This is a genomic window from Clostridium sp. SHJSY1 (genome assembly GCF_031626875.1).
GTDB lineage: Bacteria > Bacillota > Clostridia > Clostridiales > Clostridiaceae > Clostridium.
Window position 1 is genome coordinate 107,093 of record NZ_JANDMF010000001.1, and the last position, 17,231, is coordinate 124,323.

Annotated in this window: 14 protein-coding genes and 1 riboswitch; all 14 genes read right to left on the reverse strand. The window is 30.1% G+C overall.

Annotated features, from left to right (window positions below; all coding sequences use genetic code 11):
• Positions 1 to 6 precede the first annotated feature (6 nt).
• Entirely contained in the window at positions 7 to 1,074 is a 1,068-nt protein-coding gene (locus NNC19_RS00510; protein ID WP_310936623.1) for a chemotaxis response regulator protein-glutamate methylesterase, read from the reverse strand.
• A 12-nt stretch (positions 1,075 to 1,086) separates the two neighbouring features.
• Entirely contained in the window at positions 1,087 to 1,569 is a 483-nt protein-coding gene (locus NNC19_RS00515; protein ID WP_310936624.1) for a chemotaxis protein CheD, read from the reverse strand.
• Positions 1,570 to 1,583: 14 nt separating this feature from the next.
• Positions 1,584 to 2,042: a chemotaxis protein CheW gene (locus NNC19_RS00520; protein ID WP_310936625.1), complete on the reverse strand. Its 459-nt coding sequence runs from the start codon at positions 2,040 to 2,042 to the stop codon at positions 1,584 to 1,586.
• A gap of 11 nt (positions 2,043 to 2,053) precedes the next feature.
• Complete coding sequence (locus NNC19_RS00525) at positions 2,054 to 4,015, reverse strand: flagellar assembly protein A (protein WP_310936626.1); 1,962 nt, start codon at positions 4,013 to 4,015, stop codon at positions 2,054 to 2,056.
• A gap of 110 nt (positions 4,016 to 4,125) precedes the next feature.
• Entirely contained in the window at positions 4,126 to 4,917 is a 792-nt protein-coding gene (locus NNC19_RS00530; RefSeq protein WP_310936627.1) for an aminotransferase class IV, read from the reverse strand.
• Positions 4,918 to 4,931: 14 nt separating this feature from the next.
• Complete coding sequence (locus NNC19_RS00535; RefSeq protein ID WP_310936628.1) at positions 4,932 to 5,570, reverse strand: HAD-IB family hydrolase; 639 nt, start codon at positions 5,568 to 5,570, stop codon at positions 4,932 to 4,934.
• 105 nt (positions 5,571 to 5,675) lie between these two features.
• Positions 5,676 to 6,869: a pyridoxal phosphate-dependent aminotransferase gene (locus tag NNC19_RS00540; RefSeq protein WP_310936629.1), complete on the reverse strand. Its 1,194-nt coding sequence runs from the start codon at positions 6,867 to 6,869 to the stop codon at positions 5,676 to 5,678.
• A 22-nt stretch (positions 6,870 to 6,891) separates the two neighbouring features.
• The gene (locus tag NNC19_RS00545) at positions 6,892 to 7,716 is read right to left on the reverse strand and encodes a PHP domain-containing protein (protein WP_310936630.1); all 825 of its coding nucleotides are present in this window, start codon (positions 7,714 to 7,716) and stop codon (positions 6,892 to 6,894) included.
• 120 nt (positions 7,717 to 7,836) lie between these two features.
• A complete protein-coding gene (locus tag NNC19_RS00550; RefSeq protein ID WP_310936631.1) occupies positions 7,837 to 8,178 on the reverse strand; it encodes a DUF1292 domain-containing protein in 342 nt (113 codons plus the stop codon).
• 142 nt (positions 8,179 to 8,320) lie between these two features.
• Positions 8,321 to 11,833, reverse strand: a complete 3,513-nt coding sequence (nifJ, locus tag NNC19_RS00555) for a pyruvate:ferredoxin (flavodoxin) oxidoreductase (protein ID WP_310936632.1) — start codon at positions 11,831 to 11,833, stop codon at positions 8,321 to 8,323.
• 220 nt (positions 11,834 to 12,053) lie between these two features.
• Positions 12,054 to 13,112 (reverse strand): undecaprenyldiphospho-muramoylpentapeptide beta-N-acetylglucosaminyltransferase, encoded by a 1,059-nt coding sequence (locus NNC19_RS00560; protein WP_396136387.1) that lies wholly within the window; start codon positions 13,110 to 13,112, stop codon positions 12,054 to 12,056.
• Positions 13,113 to 13,572: 460 nt separating this feature from the next.
• Positions 13,573 to 13,711: riboswitch (molybdenum cofactor riboswitch) on the reverse strand.
• Between the two features lie 3 nt (positions 13,712 to 13,714).
• Positions 13,715 to 14,659 carry a TDT family transporter gene (locus NNC19_RS00565; RefSeq protein WP_310936634.1) on the reverse strand — a complete coding sequence of 315 codons (945 nt, stop codon included), beginning with the start codon at positions 14,657 to 14,659 and terminating at the stop codon, positions 13,715 to 13,717.
• Between the two features lie 34 nt (positions 14,660 to 14,693).
• Positions 14,694 to 15,104, reverse strand: a complete 411-nt coding sequence (locus NNC19_RS00570) for a 4Fe-4S dicluster domain-containing protein (RefSeq protein WP_310936635.1) — start codon at positions 15,102 to 15,104, stop codon at positions 14,694 to 14,696.
• Positions 15,101 to 17,194, reverse strand: a complete 2,094-nt coding sequence (locus tag NNC19_RS00575) for a molybdopterin oxidoreductase family protein (protein ID WP_310936636.1) — start codon at positions 17,192 to 17,194, stop codon at positions 15,101 to 15,103. Before NNC19_RS00575 ends, NNC19_RS00570 begins: the two co-directional genes overlap by 4 nt.
• Positions 17,195 to 17,231: the final 37 nt, after the last annotated feature.

Sequence of the window (17,231 nt, forward strand, 5' to 3'; positions counted from 1 at the left end):
TCCCAATTATCTCCCTTTTACTAAAGTATTAATTTTATTTGCTATTAATTGTAGTTGTAAAACCATATCTACTTTTCCTGTTTCATATGCAGCTTTTGGCATACCATATATAGTACATGTAGATTCATCTTCCGATATTGTTATCCCACCACTATTTTTTATAATTGCAGTCCCATTTGCACCATCTCTTCCCATACCTGTTAATATTACAGAAAGAAGATTTCCACCATATACATTTACTGCTGATTCAAAAAGTTTATCCACTGCTGGCCTAACTCCCCAAATAGTTGGTTCTTCATTAAGCCATATCTTATTATCTTTTCCAACAGTCATATGATAGCCGCCTTGAGCTATATAAATAGTGTTAATTTCAATCGGCATTCCATTTGCAGCTTCAACGGTCTTCAATTTGCAAATTCCATTTAATCTATCTGCAAAGGCTTTTGTAAAACCTTTTGGCATATGTTGGACAACAAATACCGGTACTCCAATATTTTCATTTATTTCTACAAGCACTTTTTGTAAAGCCTTTGGTCCACCTGTTGATGCTCCAATAACCACAGCTTTAATCAAATGCTTAGTTTCATTAAATGTTGTTTCCTTAATTGTTGTTTCTCTAAACATTGTTTCAGTAGCTTTTGTTGATTTTTTAGCAAAACCATTCTCTTTTCCTTTTTTAGCTATAGCTAATATCTTATTAAACATAAGTTCATTAAAAATATGATTATCGCTTATATGATTAAAAACAGGTTTTTCTATAAAATCCACAGCACCTAAATCTAAACATTCTAGAGTTTTTGCAGAATTTTCTCCAGTTAAGCTACTTAACATAATAACTGGACATTTAATGCCTGAATTTTTTAACTGTTTTAATGTATCTACTCCATTCAATATAGGCATTTCAACATCTAATGTAATTATATCTGGATTATATCTATAAAACTGCTCTATAAGATCTTTCCCATTTCTAAATTTAGCAATTACTTCTATCTCATGATGAGAATTTAAAATATCTGATAATATTTTTCTCATAAAAGCTGAATCATCAACTACTGCTACCTTAATATTTGCCATTTAAACAACCCCTTATAGCGTAACTACACCTTGCCCTACAATTCTCAACATTACCATTCCATCCTCAGAATCCACTATCATAGTCCTACCTTTATTGCCACCAGTATCTTCTGCTATTATTGGTATGGACTCCTTTTTTAATGCTAATTTTACTGACTCAGCATTTCTTTTTCCTATGTCACTAACCATACTTTTGTCTGAAAAATTAAACATGGATGCACCACCTGCAATTTTGGCTACTAAGTTTCTTTTCTTACAACCCTTTTCCTCCATTTTTTTTATCAAAATAGGAATAGCTAAATCTGCAAATTTTAGTGGCTGAAGAACATTCTTAAATTGAGTGCTATCTGGTAACATTATATGTGCAAGCCCTGCTATTTTCAAAGTGTTATCATATAAAGAAATTCCTACACAAGATCCAAGGCCTATTGTCATAATCTTACCTGGTGGCATTACTAGGTTTAAATCTGCTATACCAACTTTTATTTCACCCATGCATTTAGTTCCCCCTAAAAAATCAATTCTTCTTCATCTTCAGATAAAATCTTAACCAGATTCAAAAGAATTACTATTTTATCCTCCAGCTTTATTAGCCCTTCTATATAATTTTTTGAACTTGATGATGTTATTGTAGGTGCCTCTTCAAACGAATCACTGCTTACATTTGATACTTCATATACAGTATCAACTATTACGCCAAATTTCTTTTTGTCTCGCTTGACAACTATAATCTTCTTAACCTCTTTTTCAGCCTGTTCCTTCAGTAGCTGAAAATTAAATTTTTTACTTAAATTTATTATTGGTAATATACTATTTTCATAGTTTATTACTCCTTCAACAAAACTTGGTGCATCTGGCATTCCTGTAGGTTCAATATATCCCAATATTCGTTCTACATCACTAATATCAGTAGCATAATGTTCACCATTTAAATTAAAGATAAGTATTTTAATTTCGTTTCCTTCCATGGTTTATCCTCCTAAAGTACAAATTTATCTACTACTACTTCTCCTTCTTCGTCAAGATAAGCTTTTATTTCTTTTGATGCTATTTCTAATGTGTACCTTCTTTCTCCAAAAGCAAACACAGTATTCGGATATGCCACATCAGCTGTTATAACTCCATGTCTTTCTACTTTCAAAATGGTCATTACTCCAGCCGTACTTCCCACTACTTTTGCTTTTATTTCTTTTCCAGCACACAATACTCCACCTCTTGCTATTGCACCTTTTTCTAAAAATTCTATATTACTATCTGCATAAAGTGCTGAGACATATTGTCCTTTTCCAGTAACATATATCGTTCCAGATGCTTTAATTTTACTATCTTGACAATAATTAAAATAAACATCCACTGGATTAGATATCTTTATTTTAAGAGGTTGTAATACCTTATCTATACACTCTATTAATTCGTACAGTTCACTCAAATACTTTATACCTAAAGGTCCAGAACCTATAATCTTTTCTTTTAATATTTTTTTTATAGCATCTACTTTTTCTCCTTCAATCGTAGTGTTTTTCAGTATTTCGACAGCTTTTCTTTGGGTATCTTTTAATTTTGTTTCTAATAAAATTTTTATTACTTCCCCAATTGATTTTGAATCATTTATAAGATTTCGCCTTTTTAACTCCTCAAATGAATTCACAAGAATTTCTATATCCATTTTAAAATTTCCCAACATATTAATTGAGTTTTTAAGATTTACATCTTCAAATCCTGCAATTATCTCAGATTTTATTACACTACCTTTTATATGAACGTCTCCACTAGTTATTATTTTAGCAATTTCAACATTTTGTCCAACTTCAACACTTTCCCCTGCCTCAACTTTCATTCCTTCTTTAACACTACCTGAAATTTTTACATCTCCAACAAATGTTATGTTACCACTTGCCATATCAACATCACTTGTGGTTTCAAATATCTTGTTAACCTGAAAAACTCCACCTTTTACACTTGGACGTCCATCAATTGTTGCTATTATATTATTCTCTTCCAATATGCATCCATCTCCAGCTAAAATGGTTAATGGCTTTTTAACTTTCTTTTTTATTTCAGCTCCAAATATATTTATTCCATCCTGACCCTCACTACCCTCAATTAATTCTGCAATTATTTGATCTTTTTTTACATTTGGCATGGAATAAAGATTTCTATAATCTATATTTTCCTTAGAATTTTCTTCTACATTTCTCTTCACATTTTCAAATTTAATATCTATCTTATCTAATTCATCATGTATAACCGGACGTCCTTTAGCTACAATTTCATCTTTTACCGAAGTCTCTTTACTAATCTTATCTAATTGTTCATCTATTATTCCATAGACAATTCCTTTACCAATAAGAGCTTCTCTTAACTCATCTTTTTTATATAATGGTGGCATTTCTCCATCAACTATTTCTTGAAATAAATGCACTTTATCTTCTATTATCTTGAAACGAACTTCTTTTTTCTCTTCTGGTATATATTTAATGTCCACTGTAGCCAAGGTGTTATCTGGATTTGTATTAATCTTTAAATCTCTTTTAGCTTCAATTTTACCTGTCTCAAACCTAATGGTATCCCCTAATGTAACTTCTATTGGGGAATTTATCTCTTGCTCATTAACGAATAATTTAATTCCATATTCAAATTCTAACTTAACAACAGAATTTTCTACTATATTTAATTTAATTTCTTCTCCTTGTATAACAATATCATTATTCTGTATTTTTGTTTTATTATTATCAACTATATTAGATTCAATACTTATATCCTCAGTATGCGCTGTTTCTTTTTTATTTTCTTCATAAATAACTTTTATACAACATTTCTTTTTCAAAAATCCTTTTTCTTCCAATACTTGAACTTCAAATAATTCTCTAGATACTAACAACTCTTCTTCTGCTTTTTTTATGCATTCTTCTAAACTTTTCCCACAAAATTTATATTCCATTTTACTACTTCCCCCTTACACCATTTATGCATTTTCAGTATATACTATAGTTCTAAATTATTGTAATACTCATTCAATTCATATTAATCTAAGTATTTTTTATAATATTTTTAATATTTTTCTACCTTTTTTAAAAATAATTCCATTAATTTTCTCAACAAATAATTGTTAGTATCAAATTTTATATCTTCTACTTTACTTATTGGTAATATTTGTGGTGATGTTCCAGATATAAACATCGCATCAAATTCCATCAAATCTTTAGCATCAATTTCTCCCTCCAATACATTAATATTATTTTCATTTGCAAGCTTTATTATTTCAGTTCTTGTAACTCCAGGTAAAACTTTTTCTACTTTTGAAGTATAAATAGCATCTCCTTTTATAAAAAAAATATTAGACCGACTTCCTTCAGTTATCAAATTATTTCTATCTACTAAAATAGCTTCATATGCACCTGTTTCCTTAAGTTTTTCATTAACCTTACTTCTAAAATTTTGATTAACAATCTTAGCATTAGGATTTTCTCTTTCTCCATAGTATAATATAGTTCTAACCCCTTCTGAATACATTTCTTCACTAGGATATGAATGCTTGATATAAAACATCTTTATTTTTTTACTTTCCTTACCATATGTTATCTTTATATTTCCTTCTATAGATTTATTTGCTTTAATCAATTTTTCTATTAACTCCTTAATCGTGTCCTCAGAAAATTCTAATTTTACCTCAGCTAAACTACATGAATTAACCATTCTTTTATAATGTTCCTCATAAAATAAAGGTTTACATTTTATGATTCTTAACACTTCATATATAATTTCCTTCTCTCCATCATCTTTCCATTCTTCTAGCCCTTTTATTTGATTGTTTTCAATATAAAAATCTTGAATAGCCTCCATTTTTTATTTCCTCCCTACTTCCACTTTAATATTTCTATATCATGTTTCTTTTTATAATTTATCAAATATGATTTACCTACTAGATCAAATAAAGGTTTATCTGATAGTGAATCTGAAAACATATACGATTCTTTAAAATCTACCTGTATATTCTCATCTTTTAGAACTTCTTTTAATCTTTTAACCTTTTCTTCACCTTTACAATTCTTTCCTTCCATACTTCGCACAAACTTACCTTTACTAAAACCAAATCTAGTACCGATTATCTTATTAACTTCAGGAATTGCATATAATTCATTTAAATAAAATTCTGGTGATGCAGATATTAAATATATATCATACCCCTCCCCCTTTAACTTTTTCATCATATTTAAAGAATCTTCATATATTATTTCGCTAAGTCTATTATGATAAAATCTTTTCATCAAACTTTTAAATTCATCTTCATCAAAATTATCTAAAAACTTTAAAAAACTTTCCTTCACCTTTTTTTCATCATATATCTTTAGTATGTACATTAGTCCACTAAAAAGTGCTCTTGGTAAATATATTACATTTTTTTTATTCTCTTTTATGCTGTATTTATATAACTCCATAAGAGTTTCCTTTTTTGTTATTGTATAATCTACATCAAATATTGCTAGTTTTTTCACCATTTACCTCCTAATTTATGTATAATGTTATTATATTACATTTTGTAAATAAATCCTAATGTAATTGAAGCGAAGATGTATTTTTTTACAACTTCGCTTGTATTATTATTTTATCTTTTTTATAAAATTTTCTATTCTATCTAAACCTTTTTTAATTGTCTCCATTGAAGTTGCATAAGATACTCTTACATAATTATCTACTCCAAAACCAGCTCCTGGAACAACTGCAACATTTTCCTCCTCAAGAAGCATGGAAGAAAATCCCACTGAATTGTTAATTCTTTTATCATTTATAGTTTTTCCAAAAAACTTTTCAATATTTATCATTACATAAAATGCTCCTGACGGTTCTATACATGAAATATTTTTTATTTTTGATATCCTATCTAGCATATAATTTCTTCTTTTTTCAAATTCTTGTACCATTACCTTTTGTTCATCTTCTGGGCCATTTAGTGCTGCAACTGCTGCATATTGTGTTATAGAGTTAGTATTAGACGACATATGACTTTGTATACTTGACATAAGTTTTGATATTTCTTTACTTGCTGCTGAATACCCTATTCTCCACCCCGTCATAGCATAAGCCTTTGATAATCCATTAATTACTATTGTTCTTTTATAACTATCTTCAGATATACTAGCTATACTAACATGTTTTTCACCATCATATATCAACTTTTCATATATTTCATCTGCTATAATAATTAAATCTTTTTCCTTAGCAAAGTCTGCAATTACATTGAATTCTTCTTTTGAATAAATCGTTCCTGTAGGATTATTTGGACTATTTATTACTAATGCTTTTGTTTTATTAGTAGTATATTTATTTAATAATTCCAAGTTAAATTTATAATTGCTCTCTTTATTAGTTTCTACTATTACAGGCACTCCATCCGCTAATCTAATTAATTCTGGATAACTAACCCAATAAGGTGATGAAACCAAAACTTCATCTTCTGGATTTAATATTGACATAAATGCATTAGCTAAACATTGTTTTGCCCCTGTTGATACTACAATTTGGTCAGGTGTATAATCTAATCCATTATCTTTCTTAAATTTATTACAAATAGCTTTTCTCAGTTCTAATATACCAGGTGTTGCTGTGTACTTTGTTTTTCCTTCCTCCATTGCCTTTATAGCAGCCTCTATTATATGTTTAGGGGTATTAAAATCTGGTTCCCCAACTCCAAAGCTTACTACATCAACTCCTGCATCAGATAATTCCTTAGCTTTTGTTGTAATTGCTAATGTAATTGACGGAGTTATGTTTTCCGCCTTCTTTGAACATCCCATTTTTTCTTTCCTCCATTATCACTTATTGCTTATCTTTTATATTTATTATTTTTTCTAATAATAGCTCTGATATTCCTTGACTTCCAAGTGTACAGTCCCCATTTTTTATTTCATGAAAGTCACTTCCACCTGTAATCAACAATTTATATTTTTTACTTAAATTATAGAAACAATTTATCTGCTCTTTTGAATGGCTTGGATGATAAACTTCTATTCCTTTTAGTCCATGACATTTTAACTTTCTTACTATATTTTCAACTTCTATACTTCTGTATATTCTTCCTGGGTGTGCAAGTACTGCTATACCCCCACATTCTTCAATAAGTTTCATAACTTCTTTAAAATTTTGTTTTTTTCCTTGTACATATGCAGTTTTTCCCTTCATAAGGAATTTTGTGAAAGCCTCTTTAAAATTATCCACATACCCCATATTAACCATTTCTTTCGCAATATTACCTCTTCCTAATGAAAAGCCACCATCTCTTATTAGATTATTAATATCTATATCAATATTTACTTTTTTTAATTTATTTATTATTTCTTTTGCTCTTTCAATTCTAGCATCCCTAAGTCTCTCTATAGCCATAGATAATTTCACATTTTCTATATCTATATGATAAGCTAATATATGTATATCTTGATCATCATATTCAGTACTAAATTCTATTCCTGTTATTATATTCACTTTACTAAACTTTATTTTTGTTATATATTGTGAAGCTATGGTATCATGATCTGTTATAGAAATACACTTTAACCCTTTTCTTTCAGCTATTTCAAGAATTTCTTCTGGAGTAAAACATCCATCTGAATATGAGGAATGAATATGTAAATCAGCATACTTCATATCTACACCTTCCTTGCCATATATAAAGAATATAGCATTATTATAGGTTAATGTAAATTATACATAATAATTTTTTCTTATTTTTTTCACAATAAAAAGAGTGGAAAAACCACTCCCTTATTATTTCTCTACTAATTCCTCATTATAATAAGTAGCCACTCTATTGAACTCTTCTTCTTCTGGAACTATTAATTCATCATTTTCTGATTTAAACATATATACTGAATCATCATCTGGATGTTGAGCTAATACATATTCATTTCCTTCAAATTCAAAAGCGTCTATTATAGGACATGATACAACATTTCCATTATCATCTTCTAAATCAATAACGAAGCTTTCTTCATCATGATCATGCCCACATCCACAACCTTCGTGACCATGTTCATGATTATGTCCGCATCCACAACCTTCATTTTCATGATCGTGTCCGCATCCACATTTCTTTTCTTCTTTATCCATCTTCTTACCTCCTGAAATTTTAGTGTCATCTTCATTGTACCCTTAATTAACCAAAAATAAAAGTAATATTTCTTTTTTCTTTTTCAATTCTTGATTATAAAAATAAAAACGGGCTTAAAGCCCGTTTTTACTTTTATTTATATTATTCTGCAGATGCTAATCTCTTGTAACTTTCTAGTCTTTCTATTGCATCTTGATGAGTCTTTTCAAATAATGCTTCTGCTGCTTCTGGGAATGCTTTAGCTAATGAAGAATATCTAACTTCACCCATTAAGAATTCCTTGAAGTCTGCTGTTGGTTCCTTAGAATCTAATGAGAATGGGTTCTTAGTTCCCTTTAATTCTGGATTGAATCTGTACATTTGCCAGTATCCACATTCAGTAGCTCTCTTAGCTTCTAATTGGCTGTTACCCATACCAAGTTTTAATCCATGGTTGATACATGGAGAATAACCTATGATTAATGATGGTCCCTTGTAAGCTTCTGCTTCTGCTATAGCCTTAAGAGCTTGGTTCTTATCTGCTCCCATATTAACTTGAGCAACATATACATATCCATAGCTCATTGCCATCATACCAAGATCTTTCTTCTTAGTCTTCTTACCACTTGCAGCAAACTTAGCTATTGCAGCAGTTGGAGTAGATTTAGAAGATTGTCCACCTGTATTTGAGTAAACTTCTGTATCAAATACGAATATATTTACATCTTCTCCTGATGCTAATACGTGGTCAACTCCACCGTATCCGATATCGTAAGCCCATCCGTCTCCTCCAAAGATCCATTGAGATCTCTTAACGAAGAAGTCTTTTTCTTTTAATATTTCCTTAGCTTCTGGAGTATTAACAGCTTCTAAAGCAGCTTCTAATCTTTCAGCTCTAGTTCTAGTTCCTTCACCATTGTCGATGTTAGCTAACCAATCTTCAACAGCAGCCTTAGCTTCACCATCTAAACCAGCAGCTAATGCTTTTTCACAGTTTTCTGCTACTCTTAATCTTATAGACTTAACTCCTAAGTACATTCCTAATCCATATTCTGCATTATCTTCGAATAATGAGTTAGCCCAAGCTGGACCATGTCCATTATGGTTCTTTGTATATGGAGTTGAAGGAGCAGATCCTCCCCAAATTGATGAACATCCTGTTGCATTAGCAATCATCATTCTGTCACCAAATAATTGAGTTATAAGTTTAGCATATGCAGTTTCTCCACATCCTGCACAAGCTCCTGAGAATTCAAGTAATGGTTGTTCAAATTGACTTCCTTTTACTGTATTCTTGTTCATTGGATTTGCTTTAGTTTTTACTTCATCTATAGCATAATCCCAAGCTTCCATTTGAGCCGCTTGTGTATCTTGTGGTTTCATAACTAATGCTTTTCCTGGAGCTGGACATACTTGAGCACAGTTTCCACAACCTGAACAGTCTAATGGAGTAACTGCCATGAAGTATTGTAATGGCTCTTCAGTCTTTAATGCCTTAGCTGGAACAGCCTTTAATGATTCAGGAGCATTCTTAGCTTCTTCATCAGTTAATAATACAGGTCTGATTGCAGCATGTGGACATACGAATGAACATTGGTTACATTGTATACACTTGTCTGATTGCCATTCTGGTACATTAACAGCGATTCCTCTCTTTTCGAAAGCTGCAGTACCTGCTTCGAAAGTACCATCTTCCATACCTACAAAAGTAGAAACTGGAAGAGCATCTCCTTCTTGTCTGTTCATTGGAATAACTATATTCTTAACGAAGTCTGACTTCTTCTTAGTATCAACAACTTCTTTATCTACAGCTGTTTTCCAAGATTCTGGTATATTAATTTCAATGATTGATTCAACACCTCTATCAATAGCAGCGTTGTTCATATCAACAACTTTTTGTCCCTTCTTACCGTATGAAGAAACAACGGCGTCTTTTAAGTATTTTATTGCATCTTCTAATGGAATAATCTTAGCTAACTTGAAGAATGCTGATTGCATTATCATGTTAATTCTTCCACCAAGTCCAATTTCTTGAGCTATAGCAACAGCATTTAATGTGTAGAACTTAATGTTGTTGTTTGCTATGAAGTTCTTATATGATGCTGGTAACTTTTCTTCTAAATCTTCTGGAGTCCAGATAGTATTTAATAAGAAAGTTGAACCTGCCTTTAATCCATCAAGTACATTGTATTTGTGGATATATGATTGGTTAGAACATGAAACGAAGTCAGCCTTATTAATTAAGTATGGTGACTTAATTGCTTTCTTACCAAATCTTAAGTGAGATACTGTGATTCCTCCTGATTTCTTTGAATCATAGAAGAAGTATCCTTGAGCATACATATCTGTATGGTCTCCAATGATTTTTATAGCACTCTTGTTAGCACCAACAGTACCATCTGATCCTAATCCCCAGAACTTACAAGCTGTAGTTCCTTCTGGTGTAGCATCTATATCTTCATGTACTTCTAATGATGTATTTGTAACGTCATCAACTATACCAATTGTAAATCCATTCTTTGGTTCTTCTTTTGCTAAGTTTTCATAAACTGCAGCAATATGTCCTGGATTTGGGTCCTTAGAACCTAATCCAAATCTACCACCAACGATTAATGGAGCATTTTCTTTTCCATAAAATGCATTCTTAACGTCTAAGTATAATGGTTCTCCAGCAGAACCTGGTTCTTTAGTTCTATCTAAAACAGCAATTCTCTTAGCTGTGCTTGGAATAGCATTTAAGAATTTTTCAGTTGAGAAAGGTCTGAATAATCTTACCTTAATAACACCAACTTTTTGTCCGTTAGCATTTAAATAATCAATTGTTTCTTCACATACGTCTGTAGCAGAACCCATAGCTATTATTACTCTATCAGCATCTGGTGCTCCATAGTAATCGAAACAGTGATATTCTCTTCCTGTTAATTTAGTAATTTCAGCCATATATCCTTCAACGATTTCAGGAACTGAATCATAGAACTTATTAACAGATTCTCTTTCTTGGAAGTAAATATCAGCATTTTGTGCTGTACCTCTTGTTACAGGATGATTTGGATTTAAAGCTCTAGCTCTGAAAGCATCTAATGCTTCATAATCAACTAACTTAGCTAATTCATCATATTCTAAAACTTCAATCTTTTGAATTTCATGAGATGTTCTAAATCCATCAAAGAAATTACAGAAAGGAATTCTTGACTTAATTGCAGTTAAATGTGCAACTGGAGCTAAGTCCATAACTTCTTGAACTGATCCTTCTGCAAGCATTGCAAAACCAGTTTGTCTTGCAGCCATAACGTCTTGATGATCACCAAATATGTTAAGTGATGAAGTTGCAAGTGCTCTTGCTGATACGTGGAATACTGATGGAAGCATTTCTCCTGCTATCTTATACATGTTAGGAATCATTAATAATAATCCTTGTGAAGCAGTGAAAGTTGTTGTTAATGCTCCTGCTTGTAATGAACCATGTACTGCACCAGCAGCTCCTGCTTCTGATTGCATTTCCATTACTCTTACTGGTTGTCCAAAAATATTCTTTCTTCCTTGAGCTACCCATTCATCAACGTGTTCAGCCATTGGTGAAGATGGTGTTATAGGATAGATTGCTGTAGCTTCTGTAAATGCATAAGCAATATGAGCTGCTGCAGTATTTCCATCCATAGTTTTCATTTTTCTCATCGCGTAGACCCCTCTTTCAAAATTTAGAATTAATTCACAATATAACATTCAATTTTAAATATAATTAAACATATTAATCATAACGCTATTGTGAAATTTTTAACGTTTAGTTAATTTGATATTATAAACCTACCAATTACATTATATATCACTGATTTTATTTTGCAAGGTTATTTGTTAATCAAAGACAAATTAGGAATAATGTAAATTTTCAGTCATTTTACTTCTTAGTATCTATAACTGACATAATAACTTGAATTACAGCATCATTTCCAACATTATCTTTTCCCTTACTCATATTCCTAACCAACTCTTTTCTCTTTTCTTTAAGTTCTTTTACCTTTCCAATAAATGTATCTTTAGTTATATCTTCTTCTTCTATGACTAAAGAATATCCTTCTTTTTCAAAAGACTGTGCATTTAAAATTTGATCCCCTCTACTAGCCTTTTTTGATAAAGGAATTAAAAGTGTTGGTTTTTTTAATGCTAAAAATTCAAATATAGAATTAGCCCCTGCTCTAGATACTATGTAATCTGCTGATTTCATCAAGTGAGGAAGTTCTTCACTAACATATTCAAATTGGACATAACCATTTACATCCTTTAAATTTTCATCTTTATTTCCTTTACCACAAATATGAATAATATCATATGACTTTAATAACTCTTGTAAGTTTTCTCTAATCACATCATTTACAATCTTTGAACCTAGGCTTCCTCCCATGATAAAGATCACTTCTTTATTACCTTCAAAGCCGCATATTTCCAAACCTTTTAATTTTGATCCATTAAATATTTCATCTCTTATTGGGCTTCCTGTTAATACCCCTTTATCACCTTTTATATATTTTAAACTTTCTCTAAAAGTAACACAAAGCTTATTACAAAAAGGAGCTGATAATTTATTTGCAAGTCCTGGAGTAATATCTGATTCATGTGCAACTACAGGAATTCCTTTCATAGATGCAGCTATAACTACTGGAACAGCTACAAAGCCACCTTTTGAAAATATTACATCTGGTTTTTCCTTTGATAATATTTTCCTTGCATCAAAAACACCTTTTATTACTTTGAATGGATCTGACATATTTTTAAAATCAAAATATCTTCTTAATTTACCTGAAGAAATTTCAAAATAAGGTATATTATTTTTTGTGACTATTTCCTTCTCTATACCATCTTTACTTCCTATATATTTAATTTCAAAATCATTTTTTTCTAAACTAGGTATCAGCGCTAAATTAGGTGTAACATGTCCTGCTGTACCTCCACCAGTCATGATTATTTTATACTTACTCAAAACTATCACTCCTTAAAATCAACTCATTCTGTAACGATTTTCATATTTTCTTTAGTAATTAATGAAATATTTCTCCCTTCTATGTAAATATATACTATACTAAGTTTTATAAAAGACTTTATTTTCTCTAAATTATATTATGATATCTATTACATTTTAACTATCATATAATATTATATTTGTAAAAAATAAAATTTCAAATTTAAAATTGTATATTATAGAAATATTTTCATAAAAATCATAAAAATCTATGTAGATAATTGAACTTTTTTACTCTCTTTATTGATTATTATCCCCATGACTTCTAATGAATTTATAATTTCTACTTAATTTTCTACTAAATTTCAAAAAATTATAATCTATAAAAAAAAGTATATCATTCACACTAAATAATGTAGCTTAAATAATATACTATATATTCAAAATTAATATCTTATTTTAAAATTTGAATAATCATCCTTTTCAAACACGGAAGGCTAAATAGTTTCCTATGTAACCCTGAAAGCAATCAATTTTGCTTTGGCTCAATATCATAGAGTTCTCTCCTTAGATATTTTTGCACGGATATTATTCAATTATAACTATTTATTCCAACCAAAAAGCATTTTTAAAAAGTTATAAAGTACAAATGAAATAAATGCTGTAGTTATATAAAGTTGAATTCCTGATACTTCTTTAATAATACTCCCAACTATTTCATGTCCTTGTACAGTTAAAAATGATGATACCTTAGTTGAAGCTACTGTACCAATTGCCATCGAGAACGTAATACCTGCAAAACCTGGATAAAATGAATACGAAAAGAATTTTGGTATTTTTATAATTACAAATATTACTGCTGAAAATACACATGCATATAGTAAATATATTATTATTAGATTAGGTTCTTTAAAATAATTTAAATATCCAATTACACACAAACTTGATGGTGCAACTAAAATTGCTTGAGTATGATAAAATATATCTTTAATTGGCGCTGTTATTAACCTATATATCATAAATGGAATTATAAGCAAAAAAACAACTATTCCATAATATACAATTATTTTTCCTACTATTGGTTCATTCATAGGTACTCCAATAGATGTAGATACCATTATTCCATTATAAGTAACAAACCAACTAGGAACAAAAGTATCTTTATTTATACCTTTAATAACATTTTTGTATGTAAAGACTAAAATATGTATAACATGAATAACAATTCCACTAAACCACATAGTCTTTCCTACAACTGGATTATAATCAAAATAGTAACTTCCTAAAATCATTAAAATCATGCAAAAAGCAGCATACAAACTAGCTGGTACAGTATTAGTATATTCATTTTTGCATGTATTAAAATAAAATATAATTTTTATTATATATATTATTAAAACAATTGTTGCTGCCCACATTGAAGCATGTCTTATCCAAGTGTATCCTAAATTAAAATATACATTTGATAGAGATGCAGTCCCTAAAATTGCTGGAAGAATTGGAACAGGCAAGTTTTCTAATCTTTGAAAAAGTGATTTTTTTTCCATCTAATATCTCCTTATCTTCTATCCTATATTTATGTTATTTAAAGCTTATTGCTCCCATTGGACACTTCTCAACACACATAGGATTAGGTTCATTATTTTCTGTTCTATGGACACACATATTGCATTTCATAATTTCCTTTTGTTTAATAGAATCACTTTTCAGTGCATCAAAAGGGCAGGCCTCTATGCATTTATTACAACTTACACAAAGTCCTTTGTTGTATTCAACCAACCCATTTTCCTTATTTTTAGACATTGCCCCATTAATACATACATCAACACATTTAGGCTTATCACAATGGTGACAAAAAATAAGCTTAACATTATTTTCACTATCTCTAACTATACGATTTCTTGAATCACAACTTTCATTACTAACCATACAAGCTGTAACACAAGTTAAACATCCTACACATTTACTTTTATTCGCTTTTATTCTCTTCATAAATTATCTCCTCCAACTTGAATTTTAGAAATATTAATTGGAGTTGTCTTATATGAAGGCTCTTTAGAATATGAATCATATAAAGATGGTGTTAAATTATTGCACTCCAAATAGTGAATAGGTGCATAAAGTTCATCATACTTAACATTATCTGTAACTTTAACTTTAAAATCAGAAAAATTACCATTAACAGAAGAAACTTTAATTTTTTCATTTTCTTTAACATCAATTTCCTCTGCAAGTTTAGTATTTATATAAATGTATGCATCCTTAATGTTAATATCTTCAACAACAGCTATTTCTCTTGTACGTGTTTGTGTATGCCATTGTCCAATGCTTCCTCTTCCTGTATTTAAAATATATGGAAATTCTTTCGTAACTGCCAATGGATTTTTACGAACTTCTTCAAATACAAATTTAGCTTTTTGGGAAGGTGTGTAGTACTTATTATCTTCATACAATCTTCTCTCATCTTCTTTAAGCATTTCTCCTTCTCTAAAAGGCCATTGAATTCCATTAGAATTTACTAATCCATCATATGTAACACCTGTCATATCACAAGGCATATTTCTAGAACATTCTCTCATTAAATTAAAAGCATCCCTAGGAGTTTTCCACTTTTCTAGAAGTTCTCCCATTCCTAATGCCTGTCCAATTCCATAAATAACCTCATAATCACTTCTTTCATTTGGAGATTTTTCTAGTACTGGACGTAAAGCAGATATTCGTCTTTCTGTATTTATTAAATTTCCTTCTTTCTTAATTCCTGAAACTACTGGAAGATACATATCACAATCTTGAGAACTATCAGTATTACCATAAATATCTTGGACCACAAAAAATTCCAACTTTTCCATAGCCTCTTTAAACTTACTATTATTTGTCCATGAATGACGTGGATTTGTACAAATAACCCACAATCCTTTTATTTCTCCAGATATAATTTTTTCAATAATTGCGTTGTAGGTTAATGTTGGTTTATTGGCAAGAATGGATTCATTAACTCCAAGAACTTCAGCTATTCTTTCACGTCTAACCATATTATCAAAATCTCCCCCACCAAAAAGAGATGCTGTATTACTATATGCTCTTGATCCCATTGCATTGCATTGTCCTGTAAGAGAATTTGCTCCAGTGCCTGGTTTTCCAATATTTCCTGTCATTAATGCTAAATTAATTATAGCTTGAGCTGTTCTAACAGCTTCATATCCTTGATTAACACCCATTGTCCACCAAAAAGAAACTCTTTTTCCCTTATGAATTAATTCTACAAGTTCTAAAATTGCTGATTCACTAACACCAGTTTCTTTACTTGCAGTTTCTATATCGTACTGTTTAACAAATTCCTTAAAATCTTCAAATCCTTCTGTATAGTTACTTATGTACTCATTATCTATGTATCCTTTACTAATAAGACTATTAGCTATGGAATAAAGCAATATTAAATCTGTTTTTCCTTTTATGCCATACCAGTAATCAGCATTTTGTGCTGTTTCTGATTTTCTTGGATCTATAACTATTAATTTTTTATTTTTATTATTTTTTATCCTATCCCAAAATACAGGATGTGCTATTACAGGATTAGCACCAATTAATATTATAGTATCAGATAATTCTGCATCCTTTAATGTATACGGAGGGGCATCAAACCCAAAACTTTGTTTATGAGCAACTACCGATGTAGACATACATAATCTTGTATTTCCATCAACATTAGTTTTCAAATAATTCCTCATTACATGTCCAAATAAAGCAAACTCTTCTAGAACTAACTGACCAGTACTAATAGCTGCAATACTTTCTTTCCCATGCTTTTCTTGTAAATCTAAAAATTTATCTGCAACTACTTTATATGCATCATTCCAAGAAATCCTTTTAAATGTACCATCTTTCTCCCTAATCCTAGGTAATGTAGATTCTTTTTGTACTGTTTGTTGCTTATCTAATGATAATCCTTTTATACAAGCAAACCCATCATTTACTGGATATTTTTTTGTTGGCAAAATTTTAATTATTTTATTCCCTTCAGCATAAAAATCTAAATTGCAAGCTAAGGCACAATAATTACAAGTTGATTGAACCTTTTTCATACTATCCCTCTTTCCTAAATAAGTGTGTTGTTAGTAT

What these genes read in the sequence shown, in the direction of transcription:
- NNC19_RS00510 (WP_310936623.1), bottom strand. Translation starts at nt 1,074, where the DNA reads ATGGCAAATATTAAGGTAGCAGTAGTTGATGATTCAGCTTTTATGAGA.
- NNC19_RS00530 (WP_310936627.1), bottom strand. Translation starts at nt 4,917, where the DNA reads ATGGAGGCTATTCAAGATTTTTATATTGAAAACAATCAAATAAAAGGG.
- NNC19_RS00540 (WP_310936629.1), bottom strand. Translation starts at nt 6,869, where the DNA reads ATGGGATGTTCAAAGAAGGCGGAAAACATAACTCCGTCAATTACATTA.
- NNC19_RS00565 (WP_310936634.1), bottom strand. Translation starts at nt 14,659, where the DNA reads ATGGAAAAAAAATCACTTTTTCAAAGATTAGAAAACTTGCCTGTTCCA.
- NNC19_RS00545 (WP_310936630.1), bottom strand. Translation starts at nt 7,716, where the DNA reads ATGAAGTATGCTGATTTACATATTCATTCCTCATATTCAGATGGATGT.
- NNC19_RS00570 (WP_310936635.1), bottom strand. Translation starts at nt 15,104, where the DNA reads ATGAAGAGAATAAAAGCGAATAAAAGTAAATGTGTAGGATGTTTAACT.
- nifJ (WP_310936632.1), bottom strand. Translation starts at nt 11,833, where the DNA reads ATGAGAAAAATGAAAACTATGGATGGAAATACTGCAGCAGCTCATATT.
- NNC19_RS00520 (WP_310936625.1), bottom strand. Translation starts at nt 2,042, where the DNA reads ATGGAAGGAAACGAAATTAAAATACTTATCTTTAATTTAAATGGTGAA.
- NNC19_RS00525 (WP_310936626.1), bottom strand. Translation starts at nt 4,015, where the DNA reads ATGGAATATAAATTTTGTGGGAAAAGTTTAGAAGAATGCATAAAAAAA.
- NNC19_RS00560 (WP_396136387.1), bottom strand. Translation starts at nt 13,112, where the DNA reads ATGACTGGTGGAGGTACAGCAGGACATGTTACACCTAATTTAGCGCTG.
- NNC19_RS00515 (WP_310936624.1), bottom strand. Translation starts at nt 1,569, where the DNA reads ATGGGTGAAATAAAAGTTGGTATAGCAGATTTAAACCTAGTAATGCCA.
- NNC19_RS00575 (WP_310936636.1), bottom strand. Translation starts at nt 17,194, where the DNA reads ATGAAAAAGGTTCAATCAACTTGTAATTATTGTGCCTTAGCTTGCAAT.
- NNC19_RS00550 (WP_310936631.1), bottom strand. Translation starts at nt 8,178, where the DNA reads ATGGATAAAGAAGAAAAGAAATGTGGATGCGGACACGATCATGAAAAT.